We start from the raw sequence: 19,399 nt of genomic DNA, 5'->3' as shown, positions 1-19,399 counted from the left end.
CCCTCCCCGGGAAAGCCGCGCCACCGGGAAAGCCGCGCCACCGGGAAAGCCGCGCTTCCCGGGAAAACGTCAGTCGCTGACGACGGCGGCGCTCAGCGGACCGAGTTCCGCACGCTCACCTTCCAGCCGGACGGCGTCGTCGGTGGCCAGCAGCAGGGCCGTGCCCGCACCGTCCAGGCTCACCGGCTGTTCCGAGAAGTTGAGCAGCACCTGCACGCCGCCGCGGCGGTACCGCAGCCAGCGGGCGTCCTCGTCGAACGCCACCTGCGTGTCCTCGAAGCCCAGCTTGGTGAGGTCCGGCGTGGAGCGGCGCAGGGCGGTCAGCGAACGGTACAGCTCCAGCAGCCGGGCATGGTCACCTTCGGCGGCTTCCGCCCAGTCCAGCTTGGACCGGCGGAACGTCTCCGGATCCTGGGGATCGGGCACGACGGCGGGATCCCACCCCATGCGCTCGAACTCCTTGATCCGGCCTTCCGCGGTTGCCTTGCCGAGCTCCGGCTCCGGGTGCGAGGTGAAGAACTGCCACGGCGTGCTGGCGCCGTACTCCTCGCCCATGAACAGCATGGGCGTGAAGGGTCCCGTCAGGGTCAGCACCGCGGCGAGGGCCAGGCTTCCGTACGGCAGGGTCTGGGAGAGCCGGTCCCCCGTGGCGCGGTTGCCGATCTGGTCGTGGTTCTGCGAGCAGACCACCAGGGCGGCCGGATGGACCGCACTGAAATTGATCGGCCGTCCGTGGTGGCGTTCCCGGAAGCTGGAGTAGCTGCCGTCGTGGAAGAAGCCGTCCCGGAGCACCTTGGCGAGGGCCGCGAGCGAGTCGAAATCGCCGTAGTAGCCGGTGGTTTCGCCGGTGACGTTGACGTGGACGGCGTGGTGGAAGTCGTCGCTCCACTGCCCTTCCAGCCCATACCCGTTGACGTCCCGCGGGTAAAGCAGCCGCGGGTTGTTGAGGTCGGATTCGGCGATGAGGGTCAGCGGGCGTCCCACCTCGGCGGAGATCTGATCGGCCAGCGCTCCGAAGTCCTCCAGGATGTGGACCGCCCGCTCGTCCTTCAGGGCGTGGACGGCGTCGAGCCGCAGGCCGTCCACCCGGTAGTCACGCAGCCACATGGCCAGGTTGTCCAGGATGAACCGGCGCACATGGTCGGAGCCGGGCCCGTCAAGGTTCACCGAGTCGCCCCACGTGTTGCCCTCGCCCTGCTTGAGGTACGGCCCGTACCGCGGCAGGTAGTTCCCGCTGGGGCCGAGGTGGTTGTAGACCACGTCCTGGATCACGCCAAGGCCAGCGGCGTGGGCGGCGTCGACGAACCGCTGGTACGCCTCCGGGCCGCCGTAGGCCTCGTGGACGGCGAACCACTGCACGCCGTCGTAACCCCAGTTGTGCGTGCCGTTGAATGCGTTCACGGGCAGCAGTTCGATGAAGTCGACGCCCAGGCCGGCCAGGTAGTCCAGTTTCCCGGTGGCCGCGTCCAGCGTTCCTTCGGGCGTGAACGTCCCGAGGTGGAGCTCGTAGATGACGGCGCCCTGCAGTTCCCTGCCCTGCCAGGCGGCGTCCTGCCAGCTGTAGGCGGACGGGTCGAACGTGCGGGACAGGGCGTGGACGCCGTCGGGCTGGCGGCGGGTCCGCGGATCCGGAAGGGGTGTTTCGTCGCCGTCCAGAAGGTACCCGTAGTCGACGTCGCCGTCGGCGGGTGCGCCCGCGGCGGTCCACCAGCCGGCGTCCTCCGGCCCGGTGCCGGCCCGGTGCTGCATGGCGTAGCGCTCCCCGCCTGCAAGCAGCGTCACGGATTCAGCGTTGGGCGCCCAGATGTCGAAGCGCGCGGGGCCGTGCACGGGTTTCGCGGCTTCGCGGGGGTAGGTGTGCGTCATGATTCTCCTCCTGTCTGCGTCACTGCTGTCGGCGGCACCAGCAGCGCAACGGGGAACGACCGGAAGATGTCGGCGATCTTCACTGTCCCCGGTCCAAAGCCGGCACCAGTCAATTCGTCTTTCATGGCGGTCTTAAGTTCGACGGCGGTGTCCCGCCACCCGCCCGACTGTTCCAGCCCGTAGGGAAGCCGGGTGGCCAGGGTCAATGCACCCGGCGCCGCCGGGGTGCCCCGGTCGAACGCGAGCAGGTGCCCGGCGGCGGGCCCGCTGGCCCGGACCGGACGGTACCCGGTGAACAGCTCCGGCCGGTCCCGGCGCAGCCGCAGCGCGCGCGACGTCACCAGCAGCTTCGTCCGCTCATCGGTAAATGACGGGGGAAGCTCGCCGGCATCCAGCTGCTCCAGCGCGGCGCGGCGGTTATCGAAGCTGAACGGCCGCCGGTTGTCCGGGTCCGTCAGCGACCGGTCCCAGAACTCCGTGCCCTGGTACACGTCCGGAACGCCGGGCATGCTCAGCTGCACGAGCTTGGCGGCGAGGGAGTTCGAGGCGCCGTACGGCTCCAGGAGCCCGATGAGGGCTTCCACCTCGGCCTGCACGGCGGGATTGTCGAACACGGCGTCGACGGCGGCTTTCAGCTTCTCCTCGAACGCGGGGGCCGGATCGGTCCAGTTGGTCGAGTTCCCGGCTTCGCGCGCGGCCTTCAGCGCGTAGTACTGCAGGCGTTCCCGGCTTGCGGGCCAGGCGCCGGCAATGGCCTGCCACAGCAGCGCGGACAGCGGGCCGTCCGGCAGCGGGGCCAGTTCGCGCAGCCGGTCCAGGGCCTTCTCCCATTCGCCCGCAACCTCGGAAATGACCGTAATCCTTGCCCGGGTGTCCTCACTGCGTTTGGTGTCGTGCGTGCTGAGCGTCGTCATGGACAGCGGAAGCTCGGACTGCCGGCGTGCCAGCCGGGCGTGGAACTCGTCCGGCTCCACGGCGAATTCGGTGGGGTCGGCGCCCACTTCCGTGAGGGTGCCCAGGCGGTTGTAGCGGAAGAACGCTGTGTCCTCCACGCCCTTGGCCATGACCATTCCCGAGGTCTGCTGGAAGCGCCGGGCAAGCTCCAGGTCCGTGTCCAGCAGCAGCGGCTGCAGGGCCTGGATGGCTTGGTCGAGTTCCGGCCGCCTGCGCGCGGCAAGCTCGCACGCCTCCTTCAGGACCTCGGCGCCCTCCGGCAGGTAGGTGCGGTAAATCGGGAAGGCGGCGATGATTTCGGCGAGGGCGTCGGCTCCGGCGTCTATCGAAACGCCGGCGTCGCCCGGAACCAGCCTTGCCAGCCGCAGGATCTCCGAGTGCAGGATGCCGTCAGTGATCCGGCGCTTGGTTCCGCGGATCATGTCCTGGTAGTCGGCGGGCTCGCCGCCACGCAGGGACGCGTCCAGCCGGTCGAGCGGTTCCTGGCCGCGCGGGTCCACGAGAACCCGGTCTACGTCGGCGAGGGCGTCGTAGCCCGTGGTGCCTTCACACTCGAAGCTCGGCGGCAGCTGCTCCCCCGGCTCCAGGATCTTTTCGATCAGCAGGTAGGCGCCGCCGGTGACGTCCCGGAGCCGCCTCAGGTACCCCTCGGGGTCGGCGAGGCCGTCCGGGTGGTCGATCCGCAGACCGTCCGCAAGGTCCTCGCGGAACCAGCGCACCACCTCCTGGTGTGCCTCGTCGAAGACGGCGGGGATTTCCACACGGACGCCGGCGAGCGTGTTCACCGCGAAGAAGCGGCGGTAGTTCAGCTCGTTGTCCGCACGCCGCCAGCCGATGAGCTCGTAGTGCTGCCGGGCGTGGACGTCCCGCGGGGCATCACCCTCGGTGTAGGTGCCCTCGGCGAGCGGGAAGCGGTGGTCGTAGTACCGCAGCTCCCCGTCCTTGATTTCGAGCTGGTCGAGGTCACCGTCGCTGCCGAGGACCGGCAGCCGGATTCGCCCCCCGGCAAGGTCCCAATCGACGTCGAACGCCTCCGCGTAGCGGGACTTGCGCCCCTCCTTGAGCAGCGACCACCACCAGGGGTTCTGCACCGGCGTGGCGACGCCGACGTGGTTGGGCACGATATCGATCAGCACGCCCATGCCCGCGGCGCGGGCCGCCTTGGAAACCGCCGCGAGGCCCTCCGGGCCGCCGCGCTCGGGGTCGACGGCGGAGGGATTGGTGACGTCGTACCCGTGGTCGGAGCCCTGCTCGGCAGTCAGGACCGGAGAAAGGTAAACCCAGTCAACGCCGAGCGAGTGCAGGTACGGGACGGTGTCGGCCGCGTCAAAGAGCGTGAATCCCTTCCTGATCTGCAGCCTGTACGTGGAGACTGGCGTTCTCATGCGTCCTCCCCGGCGGGCTTGACCGCCCTCAAGTGGCCGCCGCGCCTTCCGGCAGGCTTGCGCCCCGGCTTTTCCGCGGGCTGCTCCTCCGGGTCCTTCGCAGGCTCCGCACCAGGTTCCGCTGCGGACTTCGAAGGCTCCGCAGCCGGCGGATCGGCCGGGTCAGTGGCCTGTTCCGGCGCCGGCTCCGCAGCCGGCGGATCGGCCGGGTCAGTGGCCGGTTCGGCGGGCGGATCTGCCGGCTTCTTCGTCTTGGCCGGCTCGGGAATGGCAGGGGCGGTGAGCGCCGCGGTCTCGGCGGTGGCGGTCTGCGTCAGTGCAGCCAGCGACGCAGCCACGGAATGGTCGGGCTCCTCCTCCGGTGCGCTGTGGGCGCGAAGAACAACCAGCGACTTGGCCGCAACGGACAGGATGGTTCCGGCGTCCGCGGGTTTGGAGTCGGCCCCTTCACCGGCGGTGTCGATGATGACGTCCCACGCCGGCGCGTATTCGTCCGGCGGCAGCGTGAACTCAACGTCGCCGTCGTGCGCGTTGAAGTACAGCAGGAAGTTCACGTCGGTGATCCGGCGGCCACGGTCATCGTGGCCCTGGATGCCGTCGCCGTTGAGGAACATGCCCACCGAACGGCCGAAGCCGCTGTCCCAGTCCTCCGGCTGCATGAGGTTGCCGTCGGGGTCGAGCCATACGATGTCCGGCAGCCGCTCGCCCTCGCCCCGCCGTACCGGCCGGCCGTCGAAGAAGCGGCTGCGCCGGAATGTGGGGTGCTTGGCGCGCAGCGAGTTGACGGCCGCGGTGAATTCGATGAGCGGCTGGTCCACGCTGTCCCAGTTCACCCAGGTCAGTTCGGAGTCCTGGCAGTAGCCGTTGTTGTTGCCCTGCTGGGTGCGGCCGAGTTCGTCGCCGTGCAGGATCATCGGCACGCCCTGGGAGAGCAGCATGGTGGCGATGAAGTTGCGCTGCTGCCGGGCCCGGAGCGCCAGGACCTTGGGATCGTCCGAGGGCCCCTCGACGCCGCAGTTCCAGGAGCGGTTGTGGGATTCACCGTCCTTGTTGTCCTCGCCGTTGGCGTCGTTGTGCTTCTCGTTGTAGGACACCAGGTCGCGCAGCGTGAAGCCGTCGTGTGCGGTGACGAAGTTGATCGAGGCCACCGGGCGGCGGCCGGAGTGCTCGTAGAGGTCGGCCGAGCCGGTGATGCGCGAGGCGAACTCGCCGAGCGTGGCAGGTTCGCCGCGCCAGAAGTCGCGCACGGTGTCGCGGTACTTTCCGTTCCACTCGGTCCACTGCGGCGGGAAGTTGCCCACCTGGTAGCCGCCGGGCCCGACGTCCCACGGCTCGGCGATGAGCTTGACCTGGGACACCACGGGATCCTGCTGGATGAGTTCGAAGAACGTGGAGAGCCTGTCGACGTCGTAAAACTCCCGGGCCAGCGCGGCGGCGAGGTCAAAGCGGAACCCGTCCACATGCATCTCGGTGACCCAGTAGCGCAGCGAGTCCATGAGCAGCTGCAGGGAGTGCGGCTGGCGGACGTTCAGGGTGTTGCCGGTACCCGTGTAGTCCATGTAGTACTGCTTGTCGTCCTCCACCAGGCGGTAGTAGGCCTCGTTGTCGATGCCTTTGAAGCTCAGGGTGGGCCCGAGGTGGTTGCCTTCGGCCGTGTGGTTGTAGACGACGTCGAGGATGACCTCGATGCCGGCGCGGTGCAGCGAGCGGACCATCGCCTTGAAGTCCTGCACCTGCTGGCCCGTGTCGCCGGTGGAGCTGTAGGTGTTCTGCGGAGCGAAGAAGCCGATGGTGTTATAGCCCCAGTAATTGCTCAGGCCCTTCTCCTGCAGGGTGCCGTCGTTGACGAACTGGTGCACCGGCATCAGCTCGATCGCGGTGACACCCAGCTTCTGCAGGTGCGAGATCACGGCCGGGTGTGCCACGCCGGCGTACGTGCCGCGCTGTTCCTCGGGGATTTCCGGGTGCAGCTCGGTGAGCCCCCTGACGTGCGCCTCGTAGATGACCGACTTGTGGTACGGGATGCGCAGGTTCTGGTCGTTGTCCCAGTCGAAGAACGGGTTGATGACCACGCCCATCATCATGTGCGGCGCGGAGTCGGCGTCGTTCTTGGATGAGGGGTCGCCCATGTTGTAGGAGAAAAGGGCCGGATCCCAGTCGATCTGGCCGGAGACTGCCTTGGCGTAGGGGTCAAGGAGCAGCTTGTTGGCGTTGAAGCGCTGGCCCTTGGCGGGGTCGTAGGGTCCGTGCACGCGGTAGCCGTACTTCTGCCCGGGCTGGATCTGCGGCAGGTAGCAGTGCCACACGTAGCCGTCGACTTCGCGGAGCGTCACGCGGGTTTCGGTCCCCTCGTCGTCGAAGAGACAGAGTTCCACCTTGTCTGCGTGCTCGCTGAACAATGCGAAATTGGTTCCCGTGCCGTCAAATGTGGCTCCCAGCGGGTAAGCCGATCCGGGCCAGATTTCCATTCGTGCTCCTATACCTCGTCCAACACTGCGTTCTGCAGGTTCTCGCGCACTACCTGCAGGTAACTTGGTCTTACCGTAGCGGGTGGGTGTGACTATTACGCGACCCACGGCTAATTACTAAGCGTGCTGACTTTACCCCATATTTCGGGTAGGGCGTCGGATATCCGCCCCGCTGTCAGCGGGCCGCCCGCCGCAGCCGCCGCTCCGGCGAGGCCGTGCAGGCTCGCCCCCATCGCGGCAATGGCCGCCCAGCGTTCGTCCGGATCGATGCTCGCCGCCCGGAAACGTCCGACGTCGGACCCCACCTGGGCGAGCAGCGCACCGATGATTCCGGACAGCACATCACCGCTTCCGGCGGTGGCCAGCCAGGGCGTTCCCTCGGACTGGCTGTAGAAATCCTGGTAGGGCGAGGCCACCAGAGTGCTGGCGCCCTTCAGCAGCACCGTGGCCTCGGTCAGCCCGGCGGCGCGGCGCACGGCAGCGAGGGTGGAGGCTTCGACGGCCTCGCGGTCCAGGTCGGCGCCGAGGCGTTGCAGCAGGGCGGCCAGCTCCCCGGCGTGCGGCGTGAGCACTACCTGCGGGGCCAGCACGTCCGGCAGCACGGGCAGGGCGCCGGCGTCGGCCACGGTGGGCAGTCCGGAGTCGACGGCGTCCCGGACGCGCTGCATCTCTTCCTCGTCCTTGCCGTCCATCCCCGAGCCGACGAGCCAGGCCTGGACGTGGGTCTCTGCCACGGTGCCGGTGCTGCAGACCACCTCGGGGCAGCTGTGGCGGATGAGGTCGGCCACCTCGGGCGGCCCGACGTAGCGGACCATCCCGACGCCGGCGGCCAGCGCCCCGCGGCAGGCGAGCACGGCGGCGCCCGGGTAGGCCGGTGATCCGGCCACCACCCCGAGGACGCCCCGCGAATACTTGTGGGCTCGCCGTGCAGGCCGCGGGAGCAGGGTGGCCAGGTCGGCGGTCTCCAGTCGGCGCAGGGCGGGCCACGGGAGCGAGTCCTCGATGCCGATCGGAACCACCACCACCCGCCCGGCGAAATCCGCCCCGGGATCCGCCAGCAGGCCGGCCTTGGCCCCGCCGAAGGTGACGGTGATGTCCGCGGGCAGCACGGGGCCGCCGGCCTCGCCGGTGTCGGCGTCCACGCCGCTGGGCACGTCGCACGCCACCACGAGGCCGTGCGTACTGCCGGCAAGCTGGGCCACGAGTTCCGCCGTGGCTCCCCTGAGCCCGCCTTGGGCGCCGGTTCCGAGCAAAGCGTCAATTACGACGTCGGCCCTGCCGGCCAGCGCTGTCAGCTCTCCGGCGGTCGCGTCGGTCAGCGTCAGTACCCTGCCGCCGGCGCGCCGAAACGCGGCCAGACCGTCCGGGTGGGCAGTGTCAGAGGCGAGCACCGCCGTCGTACGCATTCCCCGGCCGGTGAGGTGCGCGGCGGCGAAGAGGCCGTCGCCGCCGTTGTTGCCCTTGCCTACCAGGACGGCGACGCCGGCGCCGTACAGGCGGCGTCCGCGGCGGCGCAGCTCCGCGATGACGGCGCCGGCCATACCGCGTGCTGCCCGCTGCATGAGAACAGCGCCCATACCTGAATCCAGCAGGGGCTTTTCAGCTTCCCTGATCTGGGTTCCGGTATAGGCGCTGATCATGGAGTCAGTCCGGCCGGGGTCAGCCCTCGGCCAGGACGGTGGCCGTGGCAATGCCGCCGTCGTGGCTCATCGAGAGGTGCCACCGTTTGACGCCCTTGGCGTCGGCCACAGCAAGCACCGTTCCTTTGACCTGGATGGTGGGGCCGTTCTGGTCCAGTCCGATCCAGCAGTCCTGCCAGTTCATGCCGGCGGGCGCGCCCAGGACCTTGGCCACGGCTTCCTTGGCGGCAAAACGCGCCGCCAGCGAGCGGGTGTTCAGTTCCCGTTCAGCCGGCACAAAAAGCCGGTCCCGCAGTCCGGGGGTGCGCTCCAACTGCCGTCCGAAGCGCTCGATGTCCACTACGTCTACGCCAATGCCAACAATCATCGGGTTACTCTACTGTGACGCTCTTGGCCAGGTTGCGCGGCTGGTCCACGTCGTAGCCCTTGGCGGCGGCAAGCTCGCACGCGAAGATCTGCAGCGGAACGGTGGTCAGCAGCGGCATCAGCAGCGTCGGGGTCTCCGGGACGTAGAAGACATACTCGGCGTAGTCCCGGACCGCTTGGTCGCCTTCCTCGGCGATCACCAGGGTGCGCGCACCACGGGCCCGGATCTCCTGGATGTTGGACACCACCTTCGCGTGCAGCGAGTTACGCCCGCGCGGGGACGGGACCACCACGAACACCGGCTGGCCCTCGTCGATCAGCGCGATCGGGCCGTGCTTGAGCTCACCGGCGGCGAAGCCCTCGGCGTGGATGTACGCGATTTCCTTCAGCTTCAGCGCACCCTCCAAAGCGACCGGGTAGCCCACATGGCGGCCCAGGAACAGCACGGACTTCTCGTCCTTCATGCTCCGGGCCAGCTCGCGCAGTTCCCCGGCCGAGTCCAGGATCTCCTGGATCTTCGCCGGGATCTTGCCCAGGTCCGCCAGCACGTCCTTGATCTGCCCGGAGAAAATGTTCCCGCGCAGCTGCGCCAGGTACAGGCCCAGCAGGTACGCCGCGGTGATCTGGGCCAGGAACGCCTTCGTGGACGCCACCGCGATCTCCGGACCGGCGTGCGTGTACAGCACGGCGTCGGATTCCCGCGGAATGGTCGAGCCGTTAGTGTTGCAGATCGACACCGTCTTCGCGCCCTGCTCCCGGGCATACCTCACGGCCATCAGCGTGTCCATCGTCTCGCCGGACTGGCTGATGGACACCACCAGGGTGTTCTCATCCACGATCGGGTCCCGGTACCGGAACTCGTGGGCGAGCTCCACCTCGGTGGGAATCCGGCACCAGTTCTCGATCGCGTACTTCGCCACCAGGCCCGCGTACGCGGCCGTGCCACAGGCCAGCACGATGATCTTATTCACCTTCTTCAACAGCTCCGGATCAATCCGCAGCTCATCCAGGGTCAGGTTGCCATTCAGGTCCGAACGGCCCAGCAGGGTCTGCGCCACCGCGTCAGGCTGGTCATTGATTTCCTTCTCCATGAACGAGGAGAAGCCGCCCTTTTCCGCCGAGGCCGGATCCCAGTCCACCACGTACTCCTTGCCCTGCGCCGGGGCACCGAAGAAGTCCGTGATGTTCACCGTGTCGGCCGTGATCGTCACGATCTGGTCCTGGCCCAGCTCCACCGCGCGGCGGGTGTAGTCAATGAACCCGGACACGTCCGAACCCAGGAAATTCTCACCCTCGCCCAGACCCACCACCAGCGGAGAGTTCCGGCGCGCCGCGACCACCACGTCAGGCTGGTCGGCGTGCACCGCCAGGAGCGTGAACGCACCCTCGAGCCGCTGGCAGGCCAGTTCCATGGCCCGGGTCAGGCCGCCGTCGGAAACGTCCCCGCCCAGCTTGTTCCGGAAAATATCACCCAGCAGCGCCGCGGCCACCTCGGTGTCCGTCTGCGAGGCGAATTCAACACCCTGAGCCAGCAGCTCCTGCTTCAGCTCAGCAAAGTTTTCAATGATGCCGTTATGGATCACCGCAAGCTTCCCGCCATCAGACAGATGCGGGTGCGCGTTCTGATCCGTCGGACCACCATGCGTGGCCCACCGCGTGTGCCCGATACCGGTCAGCGACGCCGGCAACGGCCGCTCCTCCAGCTCAGCCAGCAGGTTGCTCAGCTTCCCGGACTTCTTCCGCGAAGAAATCTCCCCGTCAGCCACCACCGCAACACCGGCCGAGTCATAACCCCGGTACTCCAGACGGCGCAGACCCTCAAGAACAACATCCAACGCGCCATGCCCGGCAACAGCCTGGCCCGACGAACGGCCAACATAACCCACGATTCCACACATGGGTATAAGCCTAACCGGCTTTCCGGAGAAGTCCCTCCCCTTACGTCATCCTGCCCGCCGTCGCCGGCGGACGCTCAGGACGATGAGCAGCACGGACTGGCCAACCAGTCCGGCCGCTGCAACCATCATCCACTGCTCGCGGTCCGCGCCACCGACGGCGCTGGTGAGGTAGCCAACCAGCGGGATCGCATACAGCGGCTTGCCTTTAATTTGTCGGGCGCGGACGCGCTCCGGATCGTTGGCGCCGGGCTGGTCGCCCCTGGTGACCAGGGTTCTCTCGCCGTCCTGCAGGGCACCGAAGCCCACAATCCGTTGCGTGCGAACCTCGGGGCTGTCCGGCATGGGCTGGTACGTGACGATGTCCCCGTACTTCAGCTGGCTCAAGGCGGTGGGTTTCACCACGATGAACGTGCCGGCGGAATACGTCGGCGCCATGGAGCTTGTGGGCACGGTGTACGTCTGGGACCCGGTGGCCTGGGGAATGACCACGAGGCCGAGCGCGGCGAAGAGGAGGATCATGAGGACTGCAAAGTTCGCCCAGCGCCGGGCCGCGGCGAACCGTTTGCGGCGGCGGATTTCGACGATCCGGGGGCCGCTCCCCCGCCGCGCCTGCCGCCGAAGTCGCGGCCAGTCGGCTGCGGCACCTGCGGTAGGACTGCCTTTCCCATGTTGAGACCCTTCAAATCTGCTGCGGTTCTCCTTCTTCACTGAACGGTCCCGCGGCAGGATCAGGAACGGGTAACGCATAAGGTCAAGATTCACTCAAGAATGGCTCGCATTTCGCTCTCGGCGCCGGGAGGGGCAGAATCTCTAAGGTGACTTTGCAACGCAACGAAGCGAACGGAGAGGGTGTTTCCCCGTTCGTGGAGCTGGACCGGCAGACCTGGTCCCGGCTTTCGGCCCAGATGGAGCAGCCCCTTAACGAAGAGGACGTGCTGCGCCTTCGCGGTCTCGGTGACCCCCTGGACATCAGCGAGGTGCGCGAGGTCTACCTGCCCCTGTCCCGGCTGCTGCACCTGTACGTGGAAGCCGCCGGCCAGCTGCATGCGGCCACCACAACTTTCCTTGGCGAGCAGACCCAGCGCACCCCGTTCGTGATCGGCGTCGCGGGTTCCGTGGCAGTGGGCAAGTCCACCATCGCCCGTGTCCTCCGCGAGATGCTGCGGCGCTGGCCGGGCACGCCGAACGTCGAGCTCATCACCACCGACGGTTTCCTCTATCCCCTGGCCGAACTCAAACGCCGGCAGCTGCTGGACCGGAAGGGTTTCCCGGAGTCCTACGACCGCCGCGCGCTGCTGCGCTTCGTGAGCGAGATCAAGGGCGGCGCAGAGGAGGTGCGGGCACCCTGGTACTCGCACGTCACCTATGACATCGTCCCCGGAAAGGAAGTCGTGGTCCGGCGGCCGGACGTCCTCATTGTCGAGGGCCTGAACGTGCTCGCTCCCGCGCGGCCGCGGCACGACGGCCGCCAGGGGCTGGCGCTGAGCGACTTCTTCGACTTTTCGATCTATGTGGACGCCAAAACGTCATACATCGAGGAATGGTACGTGGACCGGTTCCGCAAACTCCGTTCCACCGCCTTCGCGCAGCCGGAGTCGTACTTCCACCGGTATGCCACGCTGTCCGATGCCGAGGCCGAGGCGACCGCCCGCGATATCTGGAAGCGCATCAACGAACCGAACCTGGAAGAGAACGTGCTGCCCACCCGTGGCCGGGCGCAGCTGGTGCTCACCAAGGAATCGGACCACTCCGTCCGCAGGATGCTGCTGAGGAAGGTCTAGCACGCATGTGCAGCAACTGCTCTCCCGAGCCGTCGGCCGACGCCGGGCCCCCCTTTCGGGCACAGCCCACCCGCCGCGCGGTTGCACGCCTCTTGATGACCGGTGCCGGATTATCGGCTCTGGCTGCCTGCACCCCTGGCCCTGCACCGGAGGCTTCTAAAGCCGGATCGTCGAGTGCCGGCCCGGGCCCCCACGCAGATTCCGCCGGCTCTCCGGCGGCGTCCGGCTCTGCGTCCGCCAGCAACTCTGCGTCGCCGTCGGCGGCTGCTTCGGCATCGGCCGGCCCCCCAAAGTCACCGTCAGCTTCGGCGACGCCGTCCACGACGGCGGCGGCAGCCTCGCCGTCGGCCGCGTCACGCCTGCCCAGGCAGTTCTCATTGACCGATCCAGCCAGTCCCTGGGTGATTGTCAATAAGCACCGCCCGCTCAAACCGGCCAACTACGTTCCCGCCGATCTCGTTCAGCCGCGCGTCGCCCTCGCCGTCACCGGCGAGGCGGCGCAGCTGAACAGCACGACGGCGGCTGCCGCAGAACGGATGTTCGCCGCGGCTGCGGCGGACGGCGTGAACATTACGCTGGCGAGCGGCTACCGCTCGTACGCGACGCAGGTGGTCACGTACAACGGCTGGGTGAGCTCCCAGGGGCGGGCCGCGGCGGACACCGCCTCGGCGCGGCCGGGTTACTCAGAGCACCAGACGGGCTGGTCGTTCGACATCGGCGACGGCGGCGGCGCGTGCAGCTTCCAGCCCTGCTTCGCCGAGCAGCCGGCCGCCGTCTGGGCCAAGGCCAACGCGCACCGCTTCGGCTTCGTGGTGAGGTATCCGTGGATGCAGCACACCATCACAGGGTACTTCTACGAATCGTGGCACCTGCGGTACGTAGGTGTGGAGGCGGCCACGGACATGCGGAAGCGCGGCATCGCCACCCTGGAGCAGTATTTCGGCCTCGCTTCCGCCCCCGGCTACCTCTGAAGCACCGGCCAGTCAACGTCCCGTAAACGTGGTGCGGTAGTTTAGTTGGCATGCTTAGTGGATTCAAGAAGTTCATTCTCAAGGGAAACGTCATCGACCTGGCCGTGGCAGTGGTCATCGGATCGGCATTCAGCGCGGTGGTGGATGCGCTGGTCAAGAGCGTCCTGATGCCGCTGATCTCGGTGCTGGTCGGAGAGCCGAACTTTGACAATTTCCTGGCGTTCGGCGACGTCCGGTTCGGCGTGCTGCTCACGGCGGTGGTCAACTTCCTGCTGGTTGCCTCGGCTCTCTACTTCGTCATCGTCGCCCCGATGAACAAACTGATCGAGCACCGCAACCGCAAGCTGGGCATCGGGCAGGACACGAAGAAGGAAGCAGCCGAGGATCCGCAGATCGCCCTGCTGAAGGAGATCCGCGACGCCCTGCAGAACCAGAACCAGAACCAGGACCAGGCAGCCAACTAGCACCGGGCCCATAACGCCAGAATTAATGCAGCCCGCCTCCGACTGACTTATTCAATCATGGAGGCGGGCTGCTATTGGCGTTGGGGCGAAATCTCAGTCGCCGACGAGCGCCAGCGCCAGCTGGGTCTTCACAACTTGGGCGAGGCGTTCGGCGATGACCTGTGCGGTCTGCTGGTCGCCCGCCTCCACCATGACGCGGACAACGGGCTCCGTGCCGGACGGGCGCAGGAGCACGCGGCCGGTGTCGCCCAGCTCGGCCTCTGCTGCCTTGACGGCTGCGGCCAGGGTCTCGTCGCCGCCCACCCGGCTCCGGTCCACGTCCTTCACGTTGATGAGGACCTGGGGCAGCTTGGTCATAATGGTGGCGAGCTCCTTGAGCGGGCGGCCGGTCAGGGCCACCTGTGCTGCCAGCTGCAGGCCGGTCAGCACGCCGTCGCCAGTGGTGGCATAGTCGGCGAGGATCACGTGACCGGACTGTTCGCCGCCCAGGTTGTAGCCGCCGTCGCGCATTTGTTCGAGAACGTACCGGTCCCCCACGCCCGTCTCGCGGATGGCGATGCCAGCGTCACGGAGGGCGATCTTGAGGCCGAGGTTGCTCATCACGGTGGCGACGAGGACGTTGTCTGCGAGCTTGCCGGCCTTCTTGAGGGCGACGGCGAGGATGGCCATGATCTGGTCGCCGTCCACTTCGTTGCCCTCGTGGTCCACGGCCAGGCAGCGGTCGGCGTCGCCGTCGTGGGCAATGCCGAGGTCGGCACCATGCTCCACCACAGCCGCCTTGAGCGGGCCGAGGTGCGTGGAGCCCACGCCTTCGTTGATGTTCAGGCCGTCCGGTTCTGCACCGATCACGACGACGTCAGCACCGGCGTCCTTGAAGACCTGGGGGGAACAGCCGCTCGCGGCGCCGTGTGCGCAGTCAAGGACCACCTTGAGGCCGTTGAGGTCGTGCGGGAGGGTTCCCAGGAGGTGGACAATGTAGCGGTCCTCGGCGTCGGAGAAGCGCTGGATGCGGCCCACCTCGCCGCCCACCGGGCGGACGGGCTCCTTGCCCATCTGGGCTTCGATGGCGTCCTCCACCTCGTCGGGGAGTTTCTGGCCGCCGCGGGCGAAAAACTTGATCCCGTTGTCGGGAGCGGGGTTGTGCGAGGCGGAGATCATGACGCCGAAGTCGGCGTTCAGGTCTGCCACGAGGTAGGCGGCGGCGGGAGTGGGCAGGACGCCGGCGTCGTAGACGTCAATCCCGGAGCTGGAAAGCCCGGCCTCCACAGCCGCGGCAATGAATTCGCCGCTTGCGCGCGGATCCCTGGCAACCACGGCGCGCGGCCGTGCACCTTCGCTGGTGCGTTCATGGCCAAGCACGACGGCGGCGGCCTGGGCCAGCTGCAATGCGAGCTCGGCAGTCAGCAGGCCATTCGCCAGGCCCCGGACACCGTCTGTTCCAAATAATGTAGACATCGGGTCAAGTTTAGACGATCTGGGTCCGTCTCCCTGCCTTGAACCGCCCTGCCGGGCGTCCGTGACAGACACTGCGGACGTTTCCCCTGCTCACCGGCTTTGCCTGCACTGTAACCGGGGTTAACGGCAGAAGCCCGCCCCGCCAAATGACGGAACGGGCTTCTGAAGTCCAGGGTTCGGCCGCACCAGCGGCCCCACCCCGGGTAAGCGCGATTTAGCGCTTGGAGTACTGCTGAGCCTTGCGTGCCTTCTTGAGACCGGCCTTCTTACGCTCGATGACGCGGGCGTCACGGGTGAGGTAGCCGGCCTTCTTCAGGGTGGCGCGGTTGTTCTCGACGTCGATCTCGTTCAGTGAACGGGCGATGCCGAGGCGCAGTGCACCGGCCTGGCCGGAGGGGCCACCGCCGTGGATGCGGGCGATGACGTCGTAGGCGCCTTCGAGATCCAGGATCTTGAAGGGCTCGTTGACGTCCTGCTGGTGCAGCTTGTTCGGGAAGTAGTTGTCCAGCTCGCGGCCGTTGATGGTCCACTTGCCGGAGCCCGGCACAACGCGAACGCGTGCAACGGCTTCCTTGCGGCGGCCAACAGCTGCGCCGGCAACGGTCAGTGCCGGGCGCTCCTTCTTCGGAGCAGCTTCAGCAGCGCTGCTTTCCGAGGTGTAGCTGGTCAGGTTTTCCTCAGCCTCAACGGCTTCGGTGGTCAGTTCATCGTTCTGAGCCACGGTTCTCCTTGTAGATAAAAGTGTTGGTGGCCAGGACTACTGGGCGACCTGGGTGATTTCGAAAGTCTTGGGCTGCTGGGCTGCGTGGGGGTGCTCGGCGCCACGGTAGACCTTCAGCTTGCTCAGCTGCTGGGCAGCGAGGGAGTTCTTGGGGAGCATGCCCTTGATGGCCTTCTCAACGGCGCGGACCGGGTTGGACTCCAGCAGTTCCGCGTAGTTGACGGAGGTCAGGCCGCCCGGGTAGCCGGAGTGGCGGTATGCGCGCTTCTGCTCCAGCTTGGCGCCGGTGAGGGCAACCTTTTCAGCGTTGATAATGATGACGAAGTCGCCCATGTCCATGTGGGACGCAAAGGTCGGCTTGTGCTTTCCGCGCAGCAGTGTTGCGGTCTGGCTGGCAAGACGACCCAGGACAACGTCGGTGGCGTCAATGACGTGCCACTGGCGGTTGATATCGCCGGGCTTCGGGGTGTACGTACGCACGGTGTTTGCCTCGTTCTTGTTCTGGCGTTCTTGTTTTAGGCGTCACACGGGGTGCGCCTACTATCTATGCGCGACCGGAACAGAGGTGAGGGCTCTATGGACCAGTTATCCCCTAGTCCCGAAAATGCCCGTCGGGTAGCGATCCTGCAACTGGATCCCCAAGCGGGCACGCATCATCGAGAAAGGACACGCACAACGACTACCAAGAATAGCGCCAACCGCAGGCCCGGGTCAAAATGGGGTATCCGGTGGCGAGGGGCTAGGAGTCCTGCGCCAGCGCCGGGCCCTTCCAGCCAGGAGTCCACGTGTCGTCAGCAGGTATCGCCGCCAGCACCGGGCCGCTCTTTTCAGAGCCGCTCTTTGCAGTGGCCATAGGACTCCTTGGCATTCTACTGAGCCCGCTTGCTGAACTCCTCATCGCCCGCACCCTCCCCCGCCTCGGCGGCCTGCCGGGTGCGCGGACAAGAATTACGACGGCGGCACTTACCGGAGTGCTGTGCGGCACCCTTGCGCTGCGGTTTGGAATGGAATGGGCACTGCCAGCCTTTCTGCTGCTGGCCGTCCTCGGCGTGCAGCTGGCCCGCATTGACCTGGCGCACCATCTGCTGCCGAACCCCCTCGTGCTCACGCTGCTGGTGGCCGGCCTGGCACTCTTCGTTCTCAGCAGCACGGCCACGGCGGAGTGGGCCGAACTGCTCCGCGCAACGGCCGGGGCCGCCATCCTGTTCGTTGTTTTCCTGATTCTGGCCCTGATTTCGCCTAATGGCATCGGCATGGGGGACGTCAAGCTCGCGGCTCCAGTGGGTCTCTACTTGGGTCACTTGGGCTGGAGCCAGCTTTTCTACGGTGGAGCACTCGGCTTTGTATTGGGCGGTATTTTGTCCGTCGTTTTGATTAGGCTGAAACACGCCAATTTGCGCTCCGAGGTCGCTTTTGGCCCTTCGATGCTGGCTGCCGCCTTGGGCACTGTTTTATTGGCATCCTAAAAGCCGGTATGCGCTGGTTAATGGTTAAATTTCCTACGGTTTCCTTGATGATTTCTTGATGATTCGAGTAGCTGCGTGCTTGGAGTTTTCCTAATCTGAGTACCGGCTCGGGGGGAATACTCATTTCCCTGGGGGGAAAGTCGGGTAGAGCTACGCATTGTTGCCGGCGTGTTCCGGGTGGATTCTTTAGCTATCGAAACACCAGCCCTTTCGCGGTATGGGGGAGGCTGGAATTCGAAGCATTTATTCCACCAAATTTAAGGAAATTACAATGACTACTCTCATGGTCTCGTTTCTTGCCTTCGTTTCCGGAATCAAGGACCGTCTGGCATCAGAAAAAGGCGCCACAGCAACCGAGTATTCACTGCTCATCGCTTTCATCGCATTCGCTGTTATCGGCGGCGTCACCGCTTTTGGCGGCGCCCTCAACACCTGGTTCACGGACCTTGGTACAACCGTCGCTGGCTGGGCAAACTAACCGGTTCAACGCGAATCTCTCGGTGTCGCCGCGTTCATCATGACCCGGACGCGGCGCACCGTCCACTTTTCAACTGCATCAAGATGCGGGGGGATCCAGTGATACGCACAAGTTCCACAACCCGGAAGCGAGATCGCGGTGCCGTGGCCGTTGAGTTCGCCCTCGTGGCGCCGCTGCTCCTGGCCCTGGTTGCAGGCGTCGTTGAATTCTCGTACGCCTATAACCTCCAAATTTCCGTCACTCAGGCCGCACGCGAAGCCGCCCGAACCATGGCGGTCGAGAACAGCCAGTCCGCGGCAAAACTCGCTGCGGCTGCCGGCGCGCCAGGCCTCAGTTCAGGCTCCTTTCAGTACACCTTCAGCCCGGCGACCTGCACGGATGGCAACAACATGACAGTTGGCATCACATATCCCGCAGCCACCCTGACGGGGATTTTCGGTGGAACGGTCACACTCACGGGAACAGGAGCAATGCGATGCGGCGGCTGAAGGCTTCCAGGAGTGGCAGCGAAGGCGGCGCAGCAGGCGTCCTCGTGGCCATCCTGATGCTCGTTCTTCTTGGTGCCGGCGCCTTGGCCGTGGATGTGGGGCAGATCTACGCCGAACGGGCACAACTTCAGAACGGAGCGGATGCGGCGGCCCTGGCGGTGGCGCGGACCTGTGCTGACGGTTCTTGCGACGACGCTGTCGCTGGACCGCTTGCCAATTCCAATGCCAACGACCACCTCAGCGACGCCGCTGTTGACGCGACGTCAGTGCCAGGTCAGGTCACAGTGACAACCACAACACGAAACGGCAGCGGCAGCTTTCTCGCCAACCTCTTCGCGAATGCTCTCCCCAATCCGCCGGCAATTACCGTCGGCGCCAAGGCCACTGCCACCTGGTCCGTCGATGCCGCCGCGGGTGCCTTCCCGCTGGTTTTCGACCAATGCCAGATCGGCGTCGCCTACGCCCCGAAGGGCGTCACCGTCCTGATGAAGGAACATGGCAAGAGCCCCTGTGTCGGCAGCCCTTCCGGGCATCACATTCCGGGTGGTTTCGGCTGGCTCGACGATACTGGCGCCTGCGACGTGGCGGCCGACGCCACAGGATGGGTTGGTTCCAACCCGGGCAACAGCAAGACACCGCCCAGCTGCGGCCCTACGCTCGATTCCTGGCGGTCGCAGATTGACTTTTCCAAGAATCAGTTCGCCTATGCGTTTTTCCCAATTTTTGAGGACGGGCAAGACAACGGGATCGACGGAAAATTCCATCTTTCCGGATACGCGCGAGTCCAAATCCACGGCTGGTCCTTTGTCAAGGACTCAGATAATCTCGCGGGACTTAAAGCGGATCCCGTCTGCACCTTGCTTTTCAAAAAGGGAGTCGATCGCGGCATTTGCGGTCAATACGTCGAGTTTATTCCTTGGTCCCTCAGGTCTTCTGAGGAAGGACCCTATTTTCAGAATTCAGTTGTAAAACTCATCAAATGAGGATCAGAGGGGATT

The 19,399-nt window shown here is 66.2% G+C and carries 17 protein-coding genes; 7 read left to right on the top strand and 10 right to left on the bottom strand.

Going from position 1 to position 19,399, the window contains the following annotated elements:
• Window positions 1-69 precede the first annotated feature (69 nt).
• The 7 genes from treZ to ABIE00_RS05840 form a co-directional block, all read right to left on the bottom strand.
• Window positions 70-1,866, bottom strand: coding sequence for a malto-oligosyltrehalose trehalohydrolase (gene treZ / locus ABIE00_RS05870; protein ID WP_354257910.1), 1,797 nt, complete (start codon window positions 1,864-1,866; stop codon window positions 70-72).
• Complete coding sequence (gene treY, locus ABIE00_RS05865) at window positions 1,863-4,205, bottom strand: malto-oligosyltrehalose synthase (RefSeq protein WP_354257907.1); 2,343 nt, start codon at window positions 4,203-4,205, stop codon at window positions 1,863-1,865. Before treY ends, treZ begins: the two co-directional genes overlap by 4 nt.
• Complete coding sequence (gene glgX, locus ABIE00_RS05860; protein ID WP_354257904.1) at window positions 4,202-6,673, bottom strand: glycogen debranching protein GlgX; 2,472 nt, start codon at window positions 6,671-6,673, stop codon at window positions 4,202-4,204. Before glgX ends, treY begins: the two co-directional genes overlap by 4 nt.
• Window positions 6,674-6,783: 110 nt before the next feature.
• The gene (locus ABIE00_RS05855) at window positions 6,784-8,313 is read right to left on the bottom strand and encodes an NAD(P)H-hydrate epimerase (RefSeq protein WP_354257901.1); all 1,530 of its coding nucleotides are present in this window, start codon (window positions 8,311-8,313) and stop codon (window positions 6,784-6,786) included.
• A 19-nt stretch (window positions 8,314-8,332) separates the two neighbouring features.
• Complete coding sequence (locus ABIE00_RS05850; protein WP_104136634.1) at window positions 8,333-8,680, bottom strand: holo-ACP synthase; 348 nt, start codon at window positions 8,678-8,680, stop codon at window positions 8,333-8,335.
• A 4-nt stretch (window positions 8,681-8,684) separates the two neighbouring features.
• On the bottom strand, window positions 8,685-10,577 hold the full coding sequence (gene glmS / locus ABIE00_RS05845; RefSeq protein WP_354257898.1) for a glutamine--fructose-6-phosphate transaminase (isomerizing): 1,893 nt from the start codon (window positions 10,575-10,577) through the stop codon (window positions 8,685-8,687).
• Window positions 10,578-10,622: 45 nt separating this feature from the next.
• Complete coding sequence (locus ABIE00_RS05840) at window positions 10,623-11,339, bottom strand: signal peptidase I (protein WP_354257895.1); 717 nt, start codon at window positions 11,337-11,339, stop codon at window positions 10,623-10,625.
• Window positions 11,340-11,392: 53 nt separating this feature from the next.
• On the opposite strand from ABIE00_RS05840, the gene coaA reads away from it, so the two are divergent.
• The 3 genes from coaA to mscL are packed head-to-tail and all read left to right on the top strand — an operon-like array spanning window position 11,393 to window position 13,793.
• Window positions 11,393-12,358, top strand: a complete 966-nt coding sequence (coaA, locus tag ABIE00_RS05835; protein ID WP_354257891.1) for a type I pantothenate kinase — start codon at window positions 11,393-11,395, stop codon at window positions 12,356-12,358.
• Between the two features lie 5 nt (window positions 12,359-12,363).
• Window positions 12,364-13,329 carry a M15 family metallopeptidase gene (locus ABIE00_RS05830; protein ID WP_502914201.1) on the top strand — a complete coding sequence of 322 codons (966 nt, stop codon included), beginning with the start codon at window positions 12,364-12,366 and terminating at the stop codon, window positions 13,327-13,329.
• A gap of 50 nt (window positions 13,330-13,379) precedes the next feature.
• Window positions 13,380-13,793, top strand: coding sequence for a large conductance mechanosensitive channel protein MscL (mscL, locus tag ABIE00_RS05825; protein ID WP_354257888.1), 414 nt, complete (start codon window positions 13,380-13,382; stop codon window positions 13,791-13,793).
• Window positions 13,794-13,886: 93 nt separating this feature from the next.
• Here the strand turns inward: mscL and glmM are convergent, their stop codons facing one another.
• The 3 genes from glmM to rplM form a co-directional block, all read right to left on the bottom strand.
• A complete protein-coding gene (glmM, locus tag ABIE00_RS05820) occupies window positions 13,887-15,248 on the bottom strand; it encodes a phosphoglucosamine mutase (protein ID WP_354257885.1) in 1,362 nt (453 codons plus the stop codon).
• 214 nt (window positions 15,249-15,462) lie between these two features.
• On the bottom strand, window positions 15,463-15,969 hold the full coding sequence (rpsI, locus tag ABIE00_RS05815) for a 30S ribosomal protein S9 (RefSeq protein WP_354257882.1): 507 nt from the start codon (window positions 15,967-15,969) through the stop codon (window positions 15,463-15,465).
• Window positions 15,970-16,005: 36 nt separating this feature from the next.
• Entirely contained in the window at window positions 16,006-16,449 is a 444-nt protein-coding gene (gene rplM / locus ABIE00_RS05810) for a 50S ribosomal protein L13 (protein WP_003805351.1), read from the bottom strand.
• Window positions 16,450-16,754: 305 nt separating this feature from the next.
• On the opposite strand from rplM, the gene ABIE00_RS05805 reads away from it, so the two are divergent.
• The 4 genes from ABIE00_RS05805 (at window position 16,755) to ABIE00_RS05790 (ending at window position 19,384) form a co-directional block, all read left to right on the top strand.
• Entirely contained in the window at window positions 16,755-17,435 is a 681-nt protein-coding gene (locus ABIE00_RS05805) for a prepilin peptidase (protein WP_354257878.1), read from the top strand.
• A 271-nt stretch (window positions 17,436-17,706) separates the two neighbouring features.
• Window positions 17,707-17,913, top strand: coding sequence for a Flp family type IVb pilin (locus ABIE00_RS05800; protein ID WP_354257875.1), 207 nt, complete (start codon window positions 17,707-17,709; stop codon window positions 17,911-17,913).
• Window positions 17,914-18,056: 143 nt separating this feature from the next.
• The gene (locus tag ABIE00_RS05795) at window positions 18,057-18,401 is read left to right on the top strand and encodes a TadE/TadG family type IV pilus assembly protein (RefSeq protein WP_354257872.1); all 345 of its coding nucleotides are present in this window, start codon (window positions 18,057-18,059) and stop codon (window positions 18,399-18,401) included.
• On the top strand, window positions 18,389-19,384 hold the full coding sequence (locus ABIE00_RS05790) for a pilus assembly protein TadG-related protein (RefSeq protein WP_354257869.1): 996 nt from the start codon (window positions 18,389-18,391) through the stop codon (window positions 19,382-19,384). The genes ABIE00_RS05795 and ABIE00_RS05790 overlap by 13 nt, the downstream gene beginning before the upstream one ends.
• The last annotated feature ends 15 nt before the right edge of the window (window positions 19,385-19,399 follow it).

It is taken from the genome of Arthrobacter sp. OAP107, assembly GCF_040546765.1.
Classification (GTDB): domain Bacteria; phylum Actinomycetota; class Actinomycetes; order Actinomycetales; family Micrococcaceae; genus Arthrobacter.
This window is presented reverse-complemented; position numbering and strand designations above follow the sequence as displayed.